General features: G+C 69.8%; 13 protein-coding genes. 9 read left to right on the top strand and 4 right to left on the bottom strand.

The genetic code is table 11. The features are described 5' to 3' along the window. Window positions 1-9 precede the first annotated feature (9 nt). The gene (locus tag ACFY9N_RS02475) at window positions 10-942 is read right to left on the bottom strand and encodes a glycosyltransferase family 2 protein (RefSeq protein ID WP_391476690.1); all 933 of its coding nucleotides are present in this window, start codon (window positions 940-942) and stop codon (window positions 10-12) included. A gap of 118 nt (window positions 943-1,060) precedes the next feature. On the opposite strand from ACFY9N_RS02475, the gene ACFY9N_RS02480 reads away from it, so the two are divergent. The 5 genes from ACFY9N_RS02480 (at window position 1,061) to ACFY9N_RS02500 (ending at window position 8,294) form a co-directional block, all read left to right on the top strand. After that, on the top strand, window positions 1,061-1,783 hold the full coding sequence (locus tag ACFY9N_RS02480; RefSeq protein WP_391476691.1) for a CDP-alcohol phosphatidyltransferase family protein: 723 nt from the start codon (window positions 1,061-1,063) through the stop codon (window positions 1,781-1,783). Continuing rightward, entirely contained in the window at window positions 1,776-2,825 is a 1,050-nt protein-coding gene (locus ACFY9N_RS02485) for a glycosyl transferase (RefSeq protein ID WP_391476692.1), read from the top strand. Before ACFY9N_RS02480 ends, ACFY9N_RS02485 begins: the two co-directional genes overlap by 8 nt. Next, entirely contained in the window at window positions 2,822-4,156 is a 1,335-nt protein-coding gene (locus tag ACFY9N_RS02490) for a phenylacetate--CoA ligase family protein (RefSeq protein ID WP_391476693.1), read from the top strand. The genes ACFY9N_RS02485 and ACFY9N_RS02490 overlap by 4 nt, the downstream gene beginning before the upstream one ends. 268 nt (window positions 4,157-4,424) lie before the next feature. Then, the gene (locus tag ACFY9N_RS02495) at window positions 4,425-7,046 is read left to right on the top strand and encodes a right-handed parallel beta-helix repeat-containing protein (protein WP_391476694.1); all 2,622 of its coding nucleotides are present in this window, start codon (window positions 4,425-4,427) and stop codon (window positions 7,044-7,046) included. 96 nt (window positions 7,047-7,142) lie between these two features. Then, on the top strand, window positions 7,143-8,294 hold the full coding sequence (locus ACFY9N_RS02500; protein WP_391476695.1) for a glycosyltransferase: 1,152 nt from the start codon (window positions 7,143-7,145) through the stop codon (window positions 8,292-8,294). Between the two features lie 22 nt (window positions 8,295-8,316). On the opposite strand, the gene ACFY9N_RS02505 is transcribed toward ACFY9N_RS02500, so the two are convergent. Beyond that, on the bottom strand, window positions 8,317-8,973 hold the full coding sequence (locus ACFY9N_RS02505) for a low molecular weight phosphatase family protein (RefSeq protein WP_391476696.1): 657 nt from the start codon (window positions 8,971-8,973) through the stop codon (window positions 8,317-8,319). 128 nt (window positions 8,974-9,101) lie between these two features. On the opposite strand from ACFY9N_RS02505, the gene ACFY9N_RS02510 reads away from it, so the two are divergent. Continuing rightward, a complete protein-coding gene (locus tag ACFY9N_RS02510; RefSeq protein WP_391476697.1) occupies window positions 9,102-10,484 on the top strand; it encodes a polysaccharide biosynthesis tyrosine autokinase in 1,383 nt (460 codons plus the stop codon). A 2-nt stretch (window positions 10,485-10,486) separates the two neighbouring features. After that, window positions 10,487-11,821, top strand: coding sequence for a hypothetical protein (locus ACFY9N_RS02515; RefSeq protein WP_391476698.1), 1,335 nt, complete (start codon window positions 10,487-10,489; stop codon window positions 11,819-11,821). A gap of 9 nt (window positions 11,822-11,830) precedes the next feature. Here the strand turns inward: ACFY9N_RS02515 and ACFY9N_RS02520 are convergent, their stop codons facing one another. Then, on the bottom strand, window positions 11,831-13,018 hold the full coding sequence (locus ACFY9N_RS02520) for a DUF1972 domain-containing protein (protein ID WP_391476699.1): 1,188 nt from the start codon (window positions 13,016-13,018) through the stop codon (window positions 11,831-11,833). A 65-nt stretch (window positions 13,019-13,083) separates the two neighbouring features. Between ACFY9N_RS02520 and ACFY9N_RS02525 the strand changes: the two genes are divergently transcribed. Together ACFY9N_RS02525 and ACFY9N_RS02530 are read left to right on the top strand one after the other, a co-directional pair. Further along, on the top strand, window positions 13,084-14,094 hold the full coding sequence (locus ACFY9N_RS02525) for a glycosyltransferase family 4 protein (protein WP_391478438.1): 1,011 nt from the start codon (window positions 13,084-13,086) through the stop codon (window positions 14,092-14,094). 279 nt (window positions 14,095-14,373) lie between these two features. Further along, window positions 14,374-19,716 carry a PKD domain-containing protein gene (locus ACFY9N_RS02530; protein WP_391478439.1) on the top strand — a complete coding sequence of 1,781 codons (5,343 nt, stop codon included), beginning with the start codon at window positions 14,374-14,376 and terminating at the stop codon, window positions 19,714-19,716. A gap of 174 nt (window positions 19,717-19,890) precedes the next feature. On the opposite strand, the gene ACFY9N_RS02535 is transcribed toward ACFY9N_RS02530, so the two are convergent. Then, window positions 19,891-20,847, bottom strand: coding sequence for a glycosyltransferase family 2 protein (locus ACFY9N_RS02535; protein WP_391476700.1), 957 nt, complete (start codon window positions 20,845-20,847; stop codon window positions 19,891-19,893).

Raw genomic sequence — 20,847 nt, forward strand, 5'->3', positions numbered from 1 at the left:
GAGGAGAGTTTAGACCGCGGGCCGCCGCTCCGAACCAGCCTGTGCAAGAAGTCGTCGTCCGTCGCGCACCCCGCGCAACGCGGCGCGCAGCGGAGCGATCGGGCGGAGGAACTGCCGGCGTCCCCCGCGCAGCAGCACCTGGCGCGCATTGCGCCAGGCCGTGCGCGACCACGCCGCGGCATCCGTTTCATCGAGCAGCAGGCTCGCGAAGAGCAGCCGATTTCGGATGTTGTAGTAGTAGTACAGCTCGGATTTCGCCTCGGGGCGCTGGGCCGTCGCGCGATGCGTTCCGCCCTCGTCGTGCACCGCGAGAGCGTCGTCGACGACGAGCAGCTGTGCTCCCGCGCGAGCCGCGCGCACCGAGATGTCGACGTCCTCCCAGTACAGGAAGTACGCGTCGTCGAAGCCTCCCGTGAGATCCCAGGCGTCGCGGGTGAACCACAGGCAGGCGCCGCTGAGCCAGGGGAGGCGTCGGGCATCCGCCTGCTCCCGGCGTCGACGGGGGCCGCCCATCGACCCGTCGTCGAGGTACACGTCCATCCCGGCGAACCACACACGCCCCGCGGCGTCCTCGACGCGGGGCGACGCGACGCTCGGCCCCTCGGCGGTCGCCGCGGCCAGGGCGTCGACCGAGGATCCGTCGATCCGCGCATCCGGATTCAGGAGCAGGATGTCGCTGACCCCGAGCTCGTCGAACGCCACGGCAGCGCCGGCGTTCACTCCGCCGCCGAAGCCCTCGTTGTCGTCCATCGCAACGAGCCGCCATCCGTTCGCGACGCTCAGCGCCTCGACCCGCGTGCGCTCCTCGGGCGTCGAGCGGTTGTCGACGACGACGATCCGCGCGTCCGGCACCGCCGCGGCGGTCGCCGTCAGGTTCTCGGCGAGAAGGTCCGCCGAGGCGTAGTTGACGACGATGATCCCCAGCATCCGTCGTGCGTCCATCCGTGCATCCTCCCCATCGTCACGAAACCCACGGACCCGTACGAGGGCACCTGTGGCTATAGTGAAGGCTACATTTGACGCCACCTGGGGAGATGTCGTGTCAGAGATTCGTGGGGCAATGCTGCGTCTGAAACAGGCGCAGAAATCATCGAAGGGCGCGGCGGCGTATTCGCGCTATGTGAACCGGCCGTTGGGGCGCCCGCTCGCGGCGACGGCCTTCGCATGGGGGATGACGCCGTCGCAGGTCACGGTCGTGAGCGCGCTGTGCACCCTCAGCGGGGTGGCGCTCATCGCGCTACTCGCGCCGACCGTCTGGTCGTCGGTGCTCGTGGCGGCGCTGCTCGTGCTCGGCTACGCGCTCGACTCCGCCGACGGGCAGCTCGCGCGGCTCACGGGCACCGGGTCGCTCGCGGGGGAGTGGCTCGACCACTTCTTCGACTCGCTCAAGCTCGCGACGATCCATCTCGCGGTGCTGGTGTGTTGGTTCCGGTTCTACGATCTCGACGACCTGTGGCTGCTCGTGCCGCTGGCCTTCGCCGCGATCGCGAACACCTTCTTCTTCGGCATCATCGCCGCCGACTTCCTGCGGCGCATCCATCGCCTGCAGTCGCCGGTCGACACCGAGGAGGCCCCGCGCGAGGCCTGGCGGTCGGGCCCGCTGTATTCGCTCGCGGTGATCCCCAGCGATTACGGCTTCCTCTGCCTCGCGTTCGCACTGCTGTGGTGGCAGCAGGGATTCGTCGTGATCTACACCGCGCTCGCCGCGATCAACGCTCTGCTGCTCGCGCTCGCCGCCCTGCGCTGGTATCGCTCGATCAAGGGTCTGCAGGCCGATGGCTGAGCGCCCCGGTCCGGTGCGCGTCATGCAGTCGTTCGGGGCGCCGCGCGTGACGACCAACCCGTACATCACGATGCTCGATCGTGCGCTCGCCGAGTCCGACGAGGTCGATCACCTCCGCTTCTCGTGGCGCGGGGCGATCCTCGGTCGCTACGACGTCTTCCACTGGCACTGGCCCGAGGTGAAGCTGCACGGCGGGAGCGCCGTGGGCTCGGTGGGGAAGTACGTGCTCACCGCGCTGCTGTCGCTGCGGCACTCACTGTCGCGGCGGATCGCCGTCGTGCGCACGGTGCACAACCTCGAGCTTCCCGACGACAACGCCGCTCGGCTGTGGCTGCTGCGCCGCATCGAGCAACAGGCCGATCACCGGATCGTCCTCAACGAGACCACGCTGCTGCCGGAGGGCACCGCGCGCTCGGTCATCCTGCACGGGCACTATCGCGACTGGTACGCGCCGCAGCCCCGGGCCGATCGGGTGCGCGGGCGCCTCGGCACCTTCGGTGGCGTGCGCCGCTACAAGGGCGTCTCGGGGTTCGTGGATGCCTACGCCGAGGCCCGCGGCGACGACGACGATCTCAGTATGACGATCGGCGGCAAGGCCTCGACGCAGGAGCTGGCCGACGACCTGCGCGCGCGCGTCGAAGGACTCCCCGGGGTGACGCTGCAGCTCGCGTTCCTCAGCGATGCCGAGCTCGTCGAGCTGGTCACGGCATCCGAGCTCGTGGTGCTCGCGTACCGCTTCATGCACAACTCGGGCAGCGTGCTCGCCGCCCTGTCGCTCGACCGGCCGGTGCTCGTGCCGCGCAACGAGCCGAACGAGGCGCTCGCCGCCGAGGTGGGCGGGGAGTGGGTGCAGATGTACGAGGGCGAGGTCGATGGGCGCGCGCTGCTCGATGCGCTGCGTGCCGTGCGAAAGATCACCGACGAACGGCCGGATCTCTCGCGGCGCGAATGGGCGGATGCCGGGGCCTCGCACGCCGCCGCCTACCGGGCGGCGCTGCGCAGTCGTTGGCTCGGCGTGCAGCCCCGCGGGGTGGACGCGTGATCCGCGAGGCGGCGTTCCGCCTGAAGACCGCGATCGGCGGACGGTCGAGCATGGAGGCCTATCGGTCGTTCCTGCAGATGGATGCGCTCGCCCCCGAGGAGATCGCCGACATCAGTGCGCGCCGGTCGGCGGAGCACGCCCGGTTCGCGTTCGCGCACAGCTCCTTCTACCGCGAGCTCTACTCGTCGCACGGGTTCACCGACGACGATCTGCGCGACCCCGCGTCGTTCTCGTCGCTGCCGATCGTCGACAAGGCGATGCTGCGCGAGAACTTCGACGGCATCCGCACCGACGAGGCCGATGACCGCACCAGCGTGGTGTCGAAGACGGGCGGCAGCACGGGGCTGCCGCTGCACCTGCTGCGCGATCTGCGTTTCCCGGCTCGAGCGCTCGAGTGGCGCCTGTTCGAGTGGTGGGGCGTCACCCCGTGGGACGACCGCGGCATCGTCACGCGGCACGTGCTCACGGGGGCGGCGCGGGTGCGACACGACCTCGGGTGGTTGCCGTCCCGGCGCGTGCAGCTCGATGCGTTCCAGATCACCGATGAGGCGGTGGCGGAGTTCGCCCGTGAGTGGAATCGGGTGAAGCCACGGTTCCTCATCGGGTACGGCGGAGGGGTGCTCGACACCGTGCGACGCCTGCGGCGACTGGGGCTGGAGATGCGCTCCCCGCGGGTGATCGCCGTGACCGCGGCCCCGCTGACCCCCGGCACGCGCGCCGAGATCGAGGCGGCGTTCGGTGCGCCCTGCTACGACCACTACCGCTCCGCCGAGATCCCGTGGATGGCGGGGGAGTGCAGTCACCAGAGCGGTCTGCACGTCTTCGCGGACGTGCGACGGATCGAGATCGTCGACGGATCGGATGCTCCGGTGCCCGACGGCGTCGAGGGCGAGGTCATCGTCACCGACCTCAGCAACCGGGTGTTCCCGGTGGTGCGCTACCGGCTCGGCGACATCAGCAGCTATCTGCCGGGCACGTGCGCCTGCGGGCGGGGTCTGCCCCGTCTCGGCGCGATCTCGGGGCGGTCGTCGGATGCCGTGCGCCTGCCGGACGGCACGACGATCGCCGGCGCACTCGGGCACATCTTCGACGACGCGCCCCTGTCGATCCGGCAGTTCGAGATCGTGCAGGATGCCGACTACGCGGTGACGCTCCGGTGCATTCCGAGCGATGCGGGCGATGCGCAGGTGGGGATCGATGCGGCCGCCGCGAAGTTGCGCTTCGCCACGAAGGGCCTGGTGCCGGTGACGGTGGAGAGGGTCGACGGCATCCCGCAGGTGGGCGGCAAGATGCGCTTCATCCGCAGTGCCGCGCCAGCCGCTCCGGCCTGATTCCGGGCCCGCGGACTTCCGATATATTTCTTTTTCGCAACGATCTTCCAGCGGGCGTGTGTACACTAACGCCTGGCCGTCGCCCTCCGGGTAGGCGGTGCGTACCGAAACTGCACACCATCTCGCCCGGAGGGGGCAAGTTGGAGGGGCGCGGTGTACGCGGGCTGAAACCCCAAGGAGAACCCTGTTGCGTCTTCGACGTCACCCTCACCATCCCGATCCCTCCCCTCGTCTGGCGACCACCGGCGTCACCGCTGCGATCGCAGCCGTGACACTGCTGCTCGGCCTGGTCGGTGCTCCCGCTTCGGCGGATGAGACCCCGGCACCCGAGCCGACGACGACCGAGACCCCGGCTCCGACCCCGGAACCGCAGCCGAGCGCGAGCGAGACGCCGGCATCCGATCCGGCGCCACCCGACCCCGCGCCCGTCGATGCCCCGGCCACGGATGCTCCCGCTCCCGAAGCCCGAAGCGCGACGGCAGCCGCGCCGACCGTGCTGCTCGCCGACGACTTCGAGCGCACCTCGCCGGCCGGCTGGGGCAGCTCCGACAACGGACAGTCCTACACGTCCTGGTCGTCGCGCGCTGGAGTCGCGAGCGTCGCCGACGGCGCCGCGACGATCGCGCTCGAGCCGGGTGAATCGGCGTACCTCACCCCGCGCGCCGTCCAGGCGCAGGACGTGCGGCTGTCCGCCGACGTGCGTCTGTCGTCGACGGGCGGACGAGGCTACTACGCCTACACGGCCCGCGTGCAGAGCGATGGGGCGTCGTACCGCGTGCGTCTGCTCACCGACGCGAAGGGACAGGTGCAGCTCTCGGTGCTGCGCACCCAGGACGGCAAGGACACCGAGCTGAAGTCGGTGTCGGTGCCGCTGAGCATCCTCGGCGACGACTGGTACACCTTCGACGCGACCGTCACCGGAACGGATGCCGTCACGTTCGAGGCCCGCCTCACGCCCAAGGGCACCACTCCCGGTGCGCCGCAGCTGACCGCCACCGACACCTCGTCGAACCGGCTCGGCGACGCCGGCGGACTCGCGTTGTGGGGCTACGCCTCCAGCAGCGGCACCTCGGCATCCGCCCTGCAGATCGACGCCCTCGAGGCGACGGTCGCCACGGGGCCCCTGAGCAGCGAGGTCGTGACCGAGCCGGAGCCGGAACCCCAGCCCGAACCGCAGCCCGAGCCGGAACCGCAGCCCGAACCCGAGCCCCAGCCGGAACCCGAACCCGAACCCCAGCCGGAACCGGAGCCCCAGCCGGGTACGGGTCTCGAGGCCCGCGGTTCCGCTCCCGTCGGCACCGCGTCGTACGCCGTGCCGCAGGGTGCCGTGTTCGTCAACGGATCGTCGACGTCGGCCACGCAGAACGGCACCGCCGCGGCGCCGTACCGCACCGTGCAGAAGGCCGTCGACTCCTCGCCCGCCGGTTCGACGATCGTCGTGCGCGCTGGGGAGTACCACGAGTCCGTCGAGGTGCCCTTCAACAAGACCATGACCATCCAGGCCTATCCGGGCGAGGCGGTCTGGTTCGACGGCTCGAAGCGGGTCACCTCCTGGACGAAGTCCGGATCGGCGTGGGTGAGCGGTGGCTGGACCGCCGAGTTCGACGACGACATGCTCAACGGCAACGCGAGCTGGTTCGTCGACCCGAACCACCCGATGGCGAACCACCCCGACATGCTGTTCATCGACGGCGTCGCGCAGAAGCAGGTGGCGTCGGCATCCCAGGTCACCGCCGGCACCTTCGCGGTCGACTACGCCGGCGATCGTCTGATCCTCGGGACGGATCCGAGCGGCAAGCAGGTGCGGGCCAGCGATCTCGGCCAGGCGTTCAACGTGCGCTCCGCGAACTCGCAGCTCAAGGGTCTCGGCGTGCGCCGTTACGCGACCTCGTACGACGTGCTCGGCACCATCCGCATGCACAACGTCGGCGTCACGCTGCGCGACCTCGTCATCGAGGACAACGCCACGATCGGGCTCTTCGTGGGCAACGACCGCGCGACGGTCGACAACCTCACGATTCGCCGCAACGGCCTGCTCGGCATGTCGCTGACCACCGCGTACGACTCGACCGTGTCGGACTCGCTCATCACCGACAACAACACCGAGCGCTTCAACGGCTCGCCCGTCGCCGGTGGCATCAAGGTCACGCGCTCGCGCGGGGTCGACATGACCAACGTCGACACGAGTCGCAACGTCGGCAGCGGAACCTGGTTCGACGAGTCCTGCTACGACGTGAACATCGTCGACGTCACGTCGAACGGCAACACCGAGATCGGCATCCATGCCGAGCTCTCGTCGAAGGTCACGATCGCTCGTAGCCAGACGTTCGACAACAAGGAGGGCATCCGGGTCTTCGACTCCGAGGGCGTGCTCATCACGAACAACGACCTCGGCAACAACTCCCGGCACGACATCAACCTCATGCAGGACGAGCGCCGTCAGGCGACGCATACGGTCGGTCGCGACCCGCGCGTCTCGGGTGCCGATCCGACGGTGACGTGGATCACGCGCAACATCACGATCCGCAACAACGTCTTCGGCGCCGGCGGCCCCCGGGCGATCTTCGCGCACGACACGAAGACCGGTCGGGCCGTCGACACGTGGAACCTCACGATCGACGGGAACCTCTTCAGCAGCTCGAAGGGCGGGCCGTCGATGGTCACCTGGGGCGGCTCGGGCAACGTCTACGAGACGTTCTCGACGCCGCTCGCGCTCGCCTCGGCGAAGAACTCCGGATGGCGCAATGCGATGACGACCACCGCCGAGCCGTTCTCGAGCATGAAGGACGACATCGCCGCCGACGTCGGCATCGCCCGTCCGCTCACCGGTGCGGCCGCGACCCTGCTCGGGGTCGGCAGCGGCACGGTGCTGCTGGGCAGCGGTCGCTGACCCGTACCCCACCGAATCCGCCCGCCGCGTCCATGACGCGGCGGGCGGATGGGATGTGGGGGCGCGCTCGCGGGCGGTGCCGTGCAGAATGGTCGGGTGACCGCCGACACCCGCCGCCCGCATCTGCTCGTGCACGCCGGGTGGGAGCTCTTCGGTTCCGACCGGATGCTGCTCGAAAGCGCTCGCGGCCTGCGCGATGCCGGGGAACGCGTCGTCGTCGCGCTCCCCGCGGAGGGGCCGCTGGTCGGAGAACTCCAGGCCGCCGGGGTCGAGGTCCTCCTCCCGCCGACGTTCGCTCTGCGGAAGTCGGCGCTCCGCCCCCGCAACTGGTTGCGCTCGGTGCGCGACGCGATCCGCGGCTCGGTCGCGGCGGTCGTGATCACGCGTCGCCTGCGGCCGCAGACGCTGTACGTCAGCACGATCGTGCTGCCGCTGTGGCCCCTCGTCGGTCGCCTGCTGAGGGTGCCGACCGTCACGCACGTGCACGAGGCCGAGGCGTCCGCTGCCCGCATCGTCAACACGGTGCTCTACGCGCCGCACCTGGCCGCCCACCGCATCATCGTGAACAGCGAGTTCACGATGCGCACGGTGGCCGCGGTGATCCCCGCACTCGGACGCCGTGCGACGCTCATCGCCAACGGAGTCGACTCGCCCGACTCGGTGCCGGAACCCCGCGCAGTGATCGATCGTCTGCGCGTCGCTTACGTCGGACGCATCTCGCACCGCAAGGGGCCCGACGTGGCCGTCGAAGCCATAGCGCTCCTCGGCGATGCCGGGATCGAAGCGGAACTCGACCTCATCGGTGCCGTCTTCGAGGGCAATGAGGCGTACGACGAGAGCCTGCGTCGCCGCACCGAAGAGCTCGGCGTCGCCCGCCTCGTGCGGCATCACGGTTTCCGGTCGGACGTCTGGCCGATGCTCGGCGCGGCCGACGTGCTGGTGGTGCCGTCACGCCAGGACGAGTCCTTCGGCAACACGGCCGTGGAGGGCATCCTCGCCGGGCGTCCGGTCGTGGCGAGCGAGATCCCGGGCCTGCGCGAGGCGGTGGGAGCCTACGACGCGGCGGCTTTCGTCGCGCCGGGCGACGCCGCGGCACTGGCGGATGCTCTCGCCCGCGTCGTCGCGGACTGGTCGGAGCTCCGCGTGGCGGTCCTCGCCGATCGCGACCGGGCGAAGGAGCGTTTCGCGCCGGAGACGTACCGCACGGCGGTCGCCGGCTTCCTGCGCGACCTCGCCGCAGACCGCTGAGGTCAGGGCGGGCCCGCCGCCGTCAGCGCGAGCCGGCCGCGGAGTCGAGGAACGCCGTCGCCTGACGCAGGAACTGCGCGACCTCGGCCGACGTCGAGGTCAGCATCGCGCGGTGCTCGCGCGCCGAGTCGTGATGCGCATCGGCGATGTCGAACGGGTTCCGGCGGCGCCGTCCGAACAGCGTGCGGCTCGTCTTCGGCGGAACGGTGAAGCCGCGACGGGCGTGCAGTGCCTCGGCGTACCGGGCGAGGCCCGTGGTGTTCGCGGCATCCGCATCGAACTCGGCGATGATCTCGAACTCACGGGGGTCGACGGGCTCGGTGCCCAGGTGGATCGCCTCGCGCAGGGTGAAGGCGCGGGAGCGAGCCTCGGGCGCGGCGGCGGCCACCGCCGCGCGCTCAGCGCGGCTGGCGGTGAGGATCAGATCGGCGGTGTGCAGTGCTTCGGCGTCGATGGCCTCCGAGCGGTGGCCGGCGGCCAGGATCGGTGTCTCGGCGTCGCCCGAGGCCTCGGCGATCTCGGCGGATGTCACGCACATGCGATTACCCGCCGTGCCCACTCGGCTGCCCGCGCTCGAGACCTGCCATCCGGTCGCACCGCCCTGCGCGCGGAGCACCAGCTCCATCAGCGGCGACCGGCAGATGTTCGCCTCGCAGACGAAGATCAGTCTGTGCGTCACGTGTTCCCCCGTCGTGCCCCGCAGAGATCACTGCGGTCCGATCCTCCAACATAGGTGATAATGGTCGCGGGGAAGGCACCGTGCGAGACACTGAGGCACGCCGGGGTGCCGAGGGGATACGGGGACACATGACACTGCAGGACTATTTCCAGTCGCTGAAGAGCCACTGGATCGTGATCGTCGTGCTGGCGGTGCTCGGCGCGGGTTCGGCGTACGGATACTCGCAGTTCATCGACCCCGAGTACCGGGCCGAGTCCCAGGTGATCGTCATTCCGACCCGCGGCGAGAACACCAGTGAGTTGGTCCAGGGTTCCAATTACGTGCAGAGCCTCGTGCAGACCTACACGCTCCTCGTGAAGTCGCCGACGGTGCTCGACCCGGTCATCGACGACCTCGGCCTCGACGAGACCGCCAACCGTCTGGCGCGCCGGGTCGACGTCAACGTGCCTCTGAACACGGTCGTCATCGAGATCGGGGTGACGGATGCCAGTGGCGAGAGCGCTGCCGAGACCGCCAACGCGATCGCCCAGGAGCTCGCGACGGCCGTCGCGGGCGTCTCACCGGTGAGTGCCGACGGCGAGCCCGCCGTGCGCGTCGACACGATCTCCGCCGCACGCACCCCGACGGTGCCGGTCTCGCCGAACACCCGCCTGAACGTCATGGTCGGAGCCGCCGCAGGATTCGCGCTCGGCGTCGTCTTCGCGTTGCTCCGACGCCTCCTCGCCACCCGCATCACGACCGCGCGCACGCTGAGCGACGCGACCGAGGTCGCCCTCCTCGGCGAGATCCCCGAAGCATCCGACGCGCACACGATCGCCCGCATCATCCGCTCGCAGCCCGACAGCCGTGTCGCCGAGGCGATGCGGCAGGTCGCCGCGAGCCTCAAGTTCGTCGATGTCGACAAGAACCGTCGGGTGATCCTCGTCACCTCGTGTTCGGCCCAGGAAGGGAAGTCCTCGGTGAGCCTCGGACTCGCCCTGACCCTCGCCGAGGGCGGACGCTCGGTACTCTTCATCGAGGCCGATCTGCGTCGCCCGAGCACCGCCCGCTACACGCAGCTCGAGGGCTCGGTCGGACTCACGACCGTGCTGATCGGCGACGTCGAGCTCGCCGATGCCGTGCAGCAGTGGGGGCGCCCCGGTCTCGACATCCTCACCGCCGGAGCGCAGCCGCCGAACCCCGGGCAGCTCCTGTCGAGCGGCGGCCTGCACCGTATCGTCGACGAGGCGCGCGACACCTACGACTACGTCATCATCGACACCGCGCCGGTGCTGTCGGTCAGCGACGCGCTGTGGCTGTCGACGATGGCCGACGGCACCCTGTTCGTCGTGCGCTCGAATCGCACCAAGGCCGCCGATCTCACGCGCGCCCTCGGCTCCCTCGAGTCGACCAGGACGCCGGTGCTCGGAATCGTGCTCAACGGCGTGCGCGGTGCGGCCAAGAGCCCGTACTACACGGATGAGCCGCGTCGCGGCGTCCGTCCGCGTCTCGCGGCTCGCGCCACGCGCTGACCATGAACTCGCTCCTGGCCCTCGGCGCCCGCGCGCTGACGATGGTCGTCTCGCTGGTCTGCGGAGTCATCACGACCCGCATGATCCTCGGCGAGACCGACATCCAGCATTACGCCCTGTACTCGCTGCTCATCACGATCCCGTCACTGCTCACGTTCACCGATCTCGGCAGCGGCGCGGTGCTCGTGAACGCCGTCGCGACGAGCGATGACGTCCGTACCGACCGCAAGCTCCGGCTGCAGGTCACCTCGGTAGGACGCATCCTGCTGATGTTCGCGACCGGCCTCATGCTCATCAACACCGTGTTGCTCGTCACGGGCGGATGGCGCGCCCTGTTCGGTGACGCGGGGGCGATCCCGGGGGCGGCGCTCGCCGCCTTCCTGTGCATCACCCTGTTCAGCCTGTCGATCACCCTGGGCGTGTGGTTCCGCATCCTGCTCGGTCAGCGCCGCAACCATCTGGTGATCCTGGTGCAAGGGCTGATCTCGCCGGTCACCCTCGGCGGCGTGTGGCTGATGCTGCATCTCGGCGGGCGCGAGGCCGACTCGTATCTCGCGATCGCCTCGTACGGTGCCTCGTTGCTCTCGGCGATCATCGGCCTCCTGCTCGTGACGCGGTCGACCAGGCCGCTGATCCCGGATGCCGTGCGGATGCTGTTCCGGTGGCGCAGCATCCCGGGGGTGCGGGTCATGGACGTCGGCTGGCCGATGCTCGCGCAGATGGTCACCTACCCGATCGCCGTCGGGTCGCAGCGCTACGTCCTGGCCCAGTTCGGCACGCCCACCGACGTCGCCGAGTACGGCGTGACGGGGCAGGTGTTCTTCGCGCTCAACGGTCTGGTGATGGCCGCCGGCGTCGCACTGTGGCCGCAGTTCGCCCGCCTGCGGCACAAGGGCGAACTGAAGCGCGGACCGTACCTGCTCTCCCTGCTCTTCGCTGGAGCGGTCGCCGCCGCCACCGCGTTCGTCTGGCTCATCGCGCCGTGGCTGTTCGAGTTCATCACGCAGGGCGAGCTCGACGTGCGCACCTCGACGATCCTCGCGTTCGGCGCGATGATCATGCTCACCGCCGCCGTGTACCCGCTCGGGATGTTCATCATGGACAAGCCCGGCATCCGCTTCCAGGTCATCCCGACCCTCGCGATGGCCGCGGTGAGCATCGTGCTCTCGATCGTGCTGACTCCGGTGGTCGGCATCGTCGGTCCGCTGCTCGGAGTGAGCTTCGCGCTCATCGTCTGCCAGGTGATCCCGTATGCGATCTACATCCACCGGCATCGGGAGCGACTGCTGAAGAGCGAGCCCGACGACGAGGTCGAGGCCGCCGTCGACCCGGTCTGACCCCGGCGATCAGTCGGGCCACTCCGTCGCCGCGCGGTGCGCGCGGCGTGCGGAGAGGTGGATGCTCTCGCCCGCCGCGAGCCGCAGCGCGAGGTCTTCGTAGGTCGCGGCGACATCGTCCCACGAGAATGCGTCGGACGCGCGCCGACGGGCGGAGGCGGATGCCGCGGCGACGGCTGCGGCATCCGCCTCGGCGGCGTCGACCGCCGTGGCAACGTCGCCCGGCGTGCGGAAGTACCAGCCCTGCTCGTCGAGCACCTCGCGGTTGAAGACCACGTCGAACGCGATGACCGCGGTGCCGGCGCCCATGGCGCGCAGCAGCGAGGGGTTCGTACCGCCGACCGAGTGGCCGTGCAGGTAGGTCGAGGCGTGGTGGTACAGCGCGTCGAGCAACTCCTGGTCGTAGACCGCGCCGAGCAGACGAATGCGCGGGTCGGAGGCTGCGATCCGGTCGATCGCTGCGGTGTACTCCGCCGCGTAGGGTGCGGAGCCGACGACGACGAGCGGTTTCGCGGCGTGTGACATCGCGTAGCCCTCGACGATCTCGCGTATGTGGTTCTCGGGTTCGAACCGGGCGACCACGAGGTGGTAGCCGCCGGGCTCGAGACCGAGCTCGCGGATGCCGGCGGACGGCGCCTCGTCGAGCAGCGGTGCGCCATAGCGGATCAACTCGCTCGCGACGCCGAACTGGTGGTCGTAGTAGTCGGCGATGCCGGGTGCATCGGCGATGATCGCATCGGCCTGCCGCACGCCGAAGGACTCGGCGGCGCGGTAGTACGCCTTGCCGCGCGGACCCCACTTCGAGCGGCGCCACTCCAGACCGTCCATGTGCAGGGCGACGGGGATGCGGCGGGCGCGCAGCAGCGGGAGGAAGGGCGAGTTCGCGGCGTTGAACACGAACGCGGCATCCGGTCGTGCCTTCGTGACGGCGTGCACGGTCGAGAGCGCGGTGTGGCTGAGGGTCTCGAGCGCCTTCTGGCGGACCGCTGGGAGGGTGACCCGGCGCATCCCGAGGTGCACGTCTCCCGCGGTGCCGGCGTCGCGCCCGTAGACCAGCACCCGATGCCCGCGCTCGACGAGGCGTCGCCCGACCTCTTCGACGGCGGTCTCGAATCCGCCGTAGGCGGCGGGGATGCCGCGCGTGCCGATGAGGGCGATGCGCAGGGACGTCGACGACGAAGCGGAGGCGGTCTGCATCGCATCAGTATGCCCGAGGCGGCGGACAACGCCGGAAGGCCGCGGGCTATCCTGGGGCGGTGTCCATGCCGCCGCACGAACGTCGCCCGCTGATCTGGGGATTCCCCGCCGAGCAGTCCGTGACGCGCTGGGAGCGTCGGCACTCCGCCGGCGAGGTGCCGAGCGTCTGGCCCTACGGACTCGACGGGCTGTGCGAGTACGCTCCGGTAGCGGTGCTCGATCTTCCGGCCCCCGGGCGCCTCTCGCGACTGCGGTCGCGCGTGGGGATGGGGCCGCGGCCGCGCGCCCAGACCGCGTTCACCTGGGACGAGAACGCGGCGTTCCGCCTGCAGGTCGCGAGCCCCTACGAGCGGTTCGCCTCGGGAGTGATCTGGCTGACCGACATGGTCGATCGCGGGGCAGACACCGGGCGCCTGATCGAGGTGCTCCGCGGGGCCGAGACGCTGTGGGTGCTCAGCGAGGCGCAAATCGAGCCGCTCCGCGCTCTCTTCGGCAGTGCGGGACCGCGGATCGTCGCGGTTCCGTTCGGCGTCGACGCCGATTTCTTCTCGGCGCGGCCGTACCCCGAGCGCCCGCGCATCGTGAGCATCGGCAACGATCGCGACCGGGATCCGCAGACGCTGTTCCGGGCGCTGGCGCGCGTGCACGAGCAGCGCCCGGACGTCGAACTCATCGTGCAGTCGTCGGCGTCGCAGACGGATGCTCCGGCGGGCGTCGAGGTCGTGCAGCGGATGAACCACGGGGAGCTGCACGAGCTCTACGCGACGGCATCCGTCATCGCCACCGCGACCCGGCCCAATCTCCATGTCTCGGGCATGACGGTGACGCTCGAGGCCCTCGCGACCGGTCGGCCGGTCGTGAACACCGACACCCCCGGAATGTCGCAGTACGTGGACGAGGGGCGCACCGGGCATCTCGTTCCGCTCGGCGACGACGAAGCATTGGCGGAGCGGTTGATCGGCCTGATCGACGATCCGCAGCGCGCGGCGGAGATGGGGCAGGCGGGGCGCCGCGAGGTGGAGGAGCGGTTCACGACCCGCGAGATGTGCGCCCACCTCGCGCAGATCCTGGCCTGACGTCAGGGTGATCTTTCGGCTCTGAGACGCCCGATCCGGGGTGTCGCGGAACCGTCGAGAAACTTCTTCTGGTATCCGGCGCAGTTGTGCGCTATCGTTACCGCGGATGCGTCTATGGGGGACGCGGGGGAATCCACTTCTTTTGCCGATCACTCGGCAGCCGCCTGGGGAGGCGCTATGCGAGTCAGTCGACTCGACGCGATCGAAAACGATCACGATTCGAATTCACGTCCATTCCGTCGTATCGCACTGGGGGTCGTCGCCGTTCTGGTGACCGCGATGCTCGGTGCCACGCTGACGGCTCCCGCCGCGCAGGCCGACACGGTTCCGACCGATCCGGCACTGCCCGTGACCATGAGCGCCGATCCGCTGCCGACCGTGCAGATCAACGGCATCGTGTGGGCACAGGCCGTCGCCGGCAACAAGGTCTATGCGGGTGGCCAGTTCACAAGTGCGCGCCCGGCCGGCGCCGCCGCCGGCACGAACGAGACCGCGCGGTCGAACATCCTGGCCTACGACCTCGCGACCGGCGTGCTCGACACGTCGTTCAACCCGACGGTCAACGGGCGCATTCTCGCGGCCGCCGTCTCGCCCGACGGCTCCCGCCTCTACATCGGCGGCGGATTCACGGCCGTCAACGGGCAGAACCGCTACCGTCTCGCCGCGTTCAACACCGCGACCGGTCAGCTCATCTCGACCTGGACCCCCGGGACGAACACGATCGTGCAGGGCATCGTCGCCACCGACACGACCGTCTACGTCACCGGAGAGTTCTCGAACATCAACAACGTCGCCCGCACCGGTGTCGCCGCGCTGAGCGCGTCGACCGGTGCCGTGCTCGACTTCAACCCGCAGCTCGCGGGCGGCTACGGCGTGCGCGCCGTGGTGGTGTCGCCCGACAAGTCGAAGGTCGTCATCGGCGGCTCCTTCACCTCGACCAACGGATCGACCAACCCCGGGCGCGGCATGGCCGCCCTCGACGCGGTCACCGGTCAGAGCCTGCCATGGGCGATCAACAGCGTGATCCGCAACGCCGGCACGGGAGCGTCGATCTACGCGCTCGCCTCCGACGGCGACAGCGTCTACGGCAGTGGGTACGACTTCGGCGGTTCCAAGACCGAGGACGATTTCGAAGGCGCGTTCCGCGCGAACTGGAGCGACGGATCGATGGCGTGGATGGAGGACTGCCACGGCGACACGTACTCGATCTTCCCGACCGGGGGCGTGCTCTACACGGCATCCCACACGCACTACTGCGGCAACATCGGAGAGTTCCCGCAGCTCGACCCGTGGAACTTCAACCACTCGCTCGCGTTCGACAAGAACCCGTCGAACCGCACCATCACGCCCGACCCCTACGGCTACCGCAGCTTCACCGGCAACCCTGCCGGTCGTCTGCTGCACTGGTACCCGACGTGGCAGCCGGGCTCCGTCTCCGGCATGGACCAGGCGGGATGGACCGTCACGGGCTCCGGCGAGTACCTGATCTACGGCGGGGAGTTCACGGCCGTCGGGGGCGTCGCCCAGCAAGGCCTCGTGCGCTTCGCCAAGCCGTCGACCGCTCCGAACAAGGTCGGCCCCACCATCAAGGGCGGCGCCTACCCGATCAGCACGCAGTCGTTTCGCGCCGGTCAGGTGCGCGTCGCGTGGTCGGCCAATTACGACGCCGACAACGCGAAGCTGACCTACGAGGTCTTCCGTCGCGACCTCGCGCAGCCGATCTACACGACCACGGCGGAGTCGACCTACTGGGTGCGTCCGCGCCTGACGTACTCCGACAACGCGGTCACCGCGGGCCAGACGTATCAGTACCGCGTGAAGGTCACCGACCCGAACGGCAACTCGACGACGTCCGACTGGACCTCGGCGACCGTGGCCGCGACCGGAACGGAGAACGCGTACAACACGGCGGTCCTCGACTCGCAGCCGAAGTACTACTGGCCGCTGAACGAGGCGTCCGGCACCTCGGCGATCGACTGGATGGCGGGCAACGACGTCACCCTCGCCGGTGGCACGACCCGCGGCCAGGCCGGCCAGTTCGTCGGCGGCGCATCGTCGTCGACGGCGTTCAACGGCTCCAACGGCACGGGAGCGTCGTCGGTGTCAGAGGTCGGACCCAACACGTTCTCGGTGGAGGCCTGGTTCCAGACCACCAGCACGAGCGGTGGAAAGATCGTCGGCTTCGGCAACAACGCCACCGGTAACTCCGGCAGCTACGACCGTCACATCTACATCAACAACACCGGTCAGGTCTCGTTCGGCGTCTACCCGGGCACGACCCGGGCCGTCACGAGCAGCGCCGGCTTCAACGACGGTCAGTGGCACCACGTGGTCGGCACGATGAGCTCGGCCGGCATGGTGCTCTACCTCGACGGCAAGCGTGTCGGATCGCGTTCCGACACCACGACGGGCCAGAGCTACTCCGGCTACTGGCGCATCGGAGGGGACTCGCTCGGCAGCTGGCCCTCGGCCGGCAACTCCGGGTACCTGAACGGCCGCATCGCCGACGTGGCGGTCTACAACACCGCGATCACCCGCGATGTCGTCGACGCCCACTGGGTCGCCTCCGGACGCACGTCGGCACTGCCGGCGGCGCCCGCAGATGCCTACGGCAAGGCGGTCTACGACCTCGACCCGACTCTCTATTGGCGTCTGGGCGAGACCACGGGCACCGTGGCAGCCGACTCCGGTCGCGACGGCAGCACCGGCACGTACCGCACCAACGGCAGCGCGTCGATCCAGCGCGGTGAGACCGGAGCCCTCGCGGGCGTGACGAACAAGTCGATCCGGTTCACGTCGTCGCGCAGCGGCACGACGTGGAACAACCGGCAGACCGTGACGAGCGATCGCCAGTACGCGGCATCCGACGTCTACTCCATCGAGACGTGGTTCAAGACGACCACGACCGGCGGCGGCAAGATCGTCGGCTTCGGCAACAGCAACACGAACAACGCCAACGCCAGCTCCAACTACGACCGTCACATCTACATGGACACGGTGGGGCGGCTGAAGTTCGGCACGTACAACGGCGGGGAGCAGATCCTCACCGCGCCGAGCACCTACCGCGACAACCAGTGGCACCACGTCGTGGCGCAGCAGTCGCCCAGTGGCATGCAGCTCTACGTCGACGGTCAACTGGTGGCGTCGAACAACCTCGCGAACGCCGAGGACTACGCCGGGTACTGGCGGGTCGGTGGCGACACGACCTGGGAGGGCAACCCCTTCTGGGTGGGTTCGGTCGATGAGGTGGCGATCTACTCCACCCCGCTGACCGGCAGCCAGGTGCTCCAGCACTACCAGCTCGGCAAGACCGGCCAGGGCAACGAGCTCCCGGTCGCACAGTTCACGACCACGCCGACCGACCTGTCGGTGGCCTTCGACGCCTCGACCTCGAGCGATGCCGAGGGGCCGATCGCCGACTACAGCTGGAACTTCGGCGACGGCGAGACCGGTACCGGGGTCGCACCGACGCACGTCTACGCGACGCCCGGCACGTACACGGTCACCCTGACGGTGCGCGACAGCGGGTCGCTGACCTCGTCGGTGAGCCACGACGTGGTCGTGCGCAACCCGAACGTGCTGCCCACTTCGACGTTCACGGCGAGTGCCGAGTTCCTCGCACTGTCGGTCGACGGATCGGCCAGCGCCGACCCGGACGGCACGATCGCGAGCTACTCGTGGAACTTCGGTGACGGAGCATCCGCGACCGGCGCGACGGCGGCGCACACCTACGACGCGAGCGGCACGTACTCGGTCTCGCTCACGGTCACCGACGATCGCGGCGGCTCGGCGACGAGCACGCAGGAGATCGTGGTCGAGGCGGCGAACGTGCCGCCGAAGGCCGTGGCCAACGTCGTGCGCGGCGCCGACGGCATGACGGTCTCGGCCGACGGCAGCGGGTCGACCGACGCCGATGGCACGATCACGGGATACGCCTGGAACTTCGGTGACGGCGCGACCGCGACGGGACCGTCGGCCAGCCACACCTACACGACCGCCGGCACCTACACCGTGACTCTGACGGTCACCGACAACCGCGGTGCGACGCACCAGGCGACCTCGTCGGTCGCCGTGGCTCCGGCCTCGACCGAAGACGTGATCGCCCGCGACGCCTTCGCACGCTCGGCCAGCGCCTCGTGGGGCAGCGCCGACGTCGGCGGAGCCTGGACGACCACCGGCGGTGCTGCAGCCTTCACGGTCGCGGACGGTGTGGGCAAGATTGCCCTGGGAATCGGACAGACGCGCGAGGCCCGCCTCGCCGGTGTCAGCACGACGAACACCATCACCTCGCTCACGCTCTCGTCGAGCAACGCGACGTCGGGTGGCGCGTTCAACCTCACGGTCAACGGCCGTCAGGTCGGGAGCGACGTCTACTCCGGCCGCATCAAGGTCGAGTCGACCGGAGTGATCCGCCTCTACCTGCTGCGCAACGAGACGGCGATCGGCAACAGCGTGGTGCTTCCCGGCAACTACGTCGCGGGTGAGAGCCTGTCGGCCGTGCTGTCGGTGCGGGGAACTTCGCCCACGAACCTGTCGCTCAAGGTCTGGCGCACGGGAACGACCGAGCCGACCACGCCGCAACTCCAGGCGACCGACACCACGGCCGCGATGCAGCAGGCGGGATCGGTCGGTCTGAAGATGGCCGTCAGCTCCGTCTCGACGGTGTCGACCGTGATCAGCGTCGACGACTACAAGGTGGTCTCGGGTGCGGTCGTCGCCCCGCCGAACCAGGCGCCGGTCGCCGCGTTCGTCTCGTCGACGACGGGCCTCACCGCCAACGTCGACGCGAACGGCTCGAGCGACTCCGACGGCACGATCACCGGGTACGCCTGGAACTTCGGAGACGGAGCGACGGGAACCGGGGTCACTGCCTCGCACCCCTATGCCACGGCCGGCACCTACACGGTGACGCTCACCGTGACCGATGACGACGGAGCGACGCACACGGTCACGGCTCCCGTGACCGTGACCGCACCGCCCGTCGACCCTCCGGCGGGACCGACCCCGCTCGCGACCGACGAGTTCAACCGCACGCTCACTGGCGGGTGGGGGACGTCGGATCTCGGCGGCGCCTGGGCGACCTCGGGTGGCAACGCCGCCTTCGCGGTCGCCGGTGGTCAGGGCACGGTGACGCTGGCGCCGTCGCAGACCCGTGAGGCCCGGCTGGGCGTCTCGGCGACGAACGTCGTGATCGACACGCTGTTCTCGTCCGACGTCGCCTCGACCGGCGGCACGGCGAGCGTGACGGTACTGGGACGCACGGTCGGAACGTCGAACTACTCGGCCCGCGTGCGGTTCGAGCCGGCCGGGGTCATCCGCCTCTACATCCTGCGCGACGAGACCGCGATCGGGAACAGCTACGTGCTGCCGACCGCCTACACGCCGGGACAGGTACTGCACACCAAGCTGTCGGTCACGGGCACGAGCCCGACGACGATCGCCGCGAAGGTCTGGGTCGAGGGGCAGCCCGAGCCCACCACCTGGCAGCTGCAGGGCACCGACACCACGGCGGCTCTGCAGGCGGCCGGTGGTGTCGGGATCAAGACGTCGATCAGCTCGGCGTCCACCAACCCGGCGACCAAGCTGTCGTTCGACCGCATCGCCGTGGTGGTCCCGCAGTAAGCACGGTGCGGGGAGGGGCAGGCCCAGGCGGCCCTCCTCCTTCCCGCATCCGGGCGATCCGGGAGTGCCCGATACGCTCCCGTCGCTGAAGGCCCGACATCTTCGCGATGTCGGGCCTTTTCGTTGCGCGCGGCTGTGCACGACCGCGCGAGTGGCGGCGGTCGGTGCCGCCTGCTACACCGCCGAGGGAGCGCCGGGTTTCGGGGGTCTCGCGTACTCAGGCGTCACATGCCCGACGGCGCCGAGGATGCGCCCCTGCGCGAACCAGGTGCGACGTGTCAGCACGGCATGGTTCGCGACGTCTCCTCGAAGTCGCGCGATGGCGCCGCGCGCCGAGAACACGATCAGGCGAGCGACGCCGCCGAGCAGGTGTGCGCCGCGCAGAAGAATCCGTCGCGGTGTCGACGAGGTGCGGGTGAGCAGGCGAGTGCGCATCTGCCCCTGCGAGATGGTCCGGCGACGAACGAACTCCCGCGTCGTCCGGGCCGCGGGCACCTCGTCGCGAACGACGGAGTCCGCGGAGGCGACGATCGATCCACCCGCCGCGAGGACAGCCCGCCCGAACAGCATGTCCTCGCCGCCGGCCAGGCCGAGACTCGAGTCGAACGAGACGCCGATGCGCTTCACCTGCGCGGCATCGACCAGCACGTTGCCGGTGGCGAGGGCATCGAGGTGCTGCCCGGTGGTGCGTCGTCGTCGGCGCATGAATCCGCCGGCGACGATCCACGGATCGGTCCCGTCGGGCCACACGTACTCGACGTACCCCATCACCACCGCGGGTCGCTCCGCCGCCCACACGCGCAGGAGCGCGTCGAGCCATCCGGGCTGCGGAACGACGTCGTCGTCGACCATCGCGACGAGCTCACCGGTACGGGCGGCGTCGAGAGCTGCCTGACGGGCCGCGGCGATCCCGGGAGTGGGCTCCGAGACGTAGTCGACACCGAGGTCGGTGGCGATCGCGGATGCCGAACGGTCGGGGTCGTTGTCGATGAGCGCGATCCGCATCCGCGGGCCGGTATCTCCGGCGGCGCCACGGATCGCCGAGACCAGGGGCGGGAGCAGCTCGGTGCGCCGGAACGTCGTCACGGCGACAAGGACGGCAGGGCCCTCGTCGGGCGCGGCGGAGCTCAT

It is taken from the genome of Microbacterium sp. NPDC008134, from assembly GCF_042957055.1.
Classification (GTDB): Bacteria; Actinomycetota; Actinomycetes; order Actinomycetales; family Microbacteriaceae; genus Microbacterium.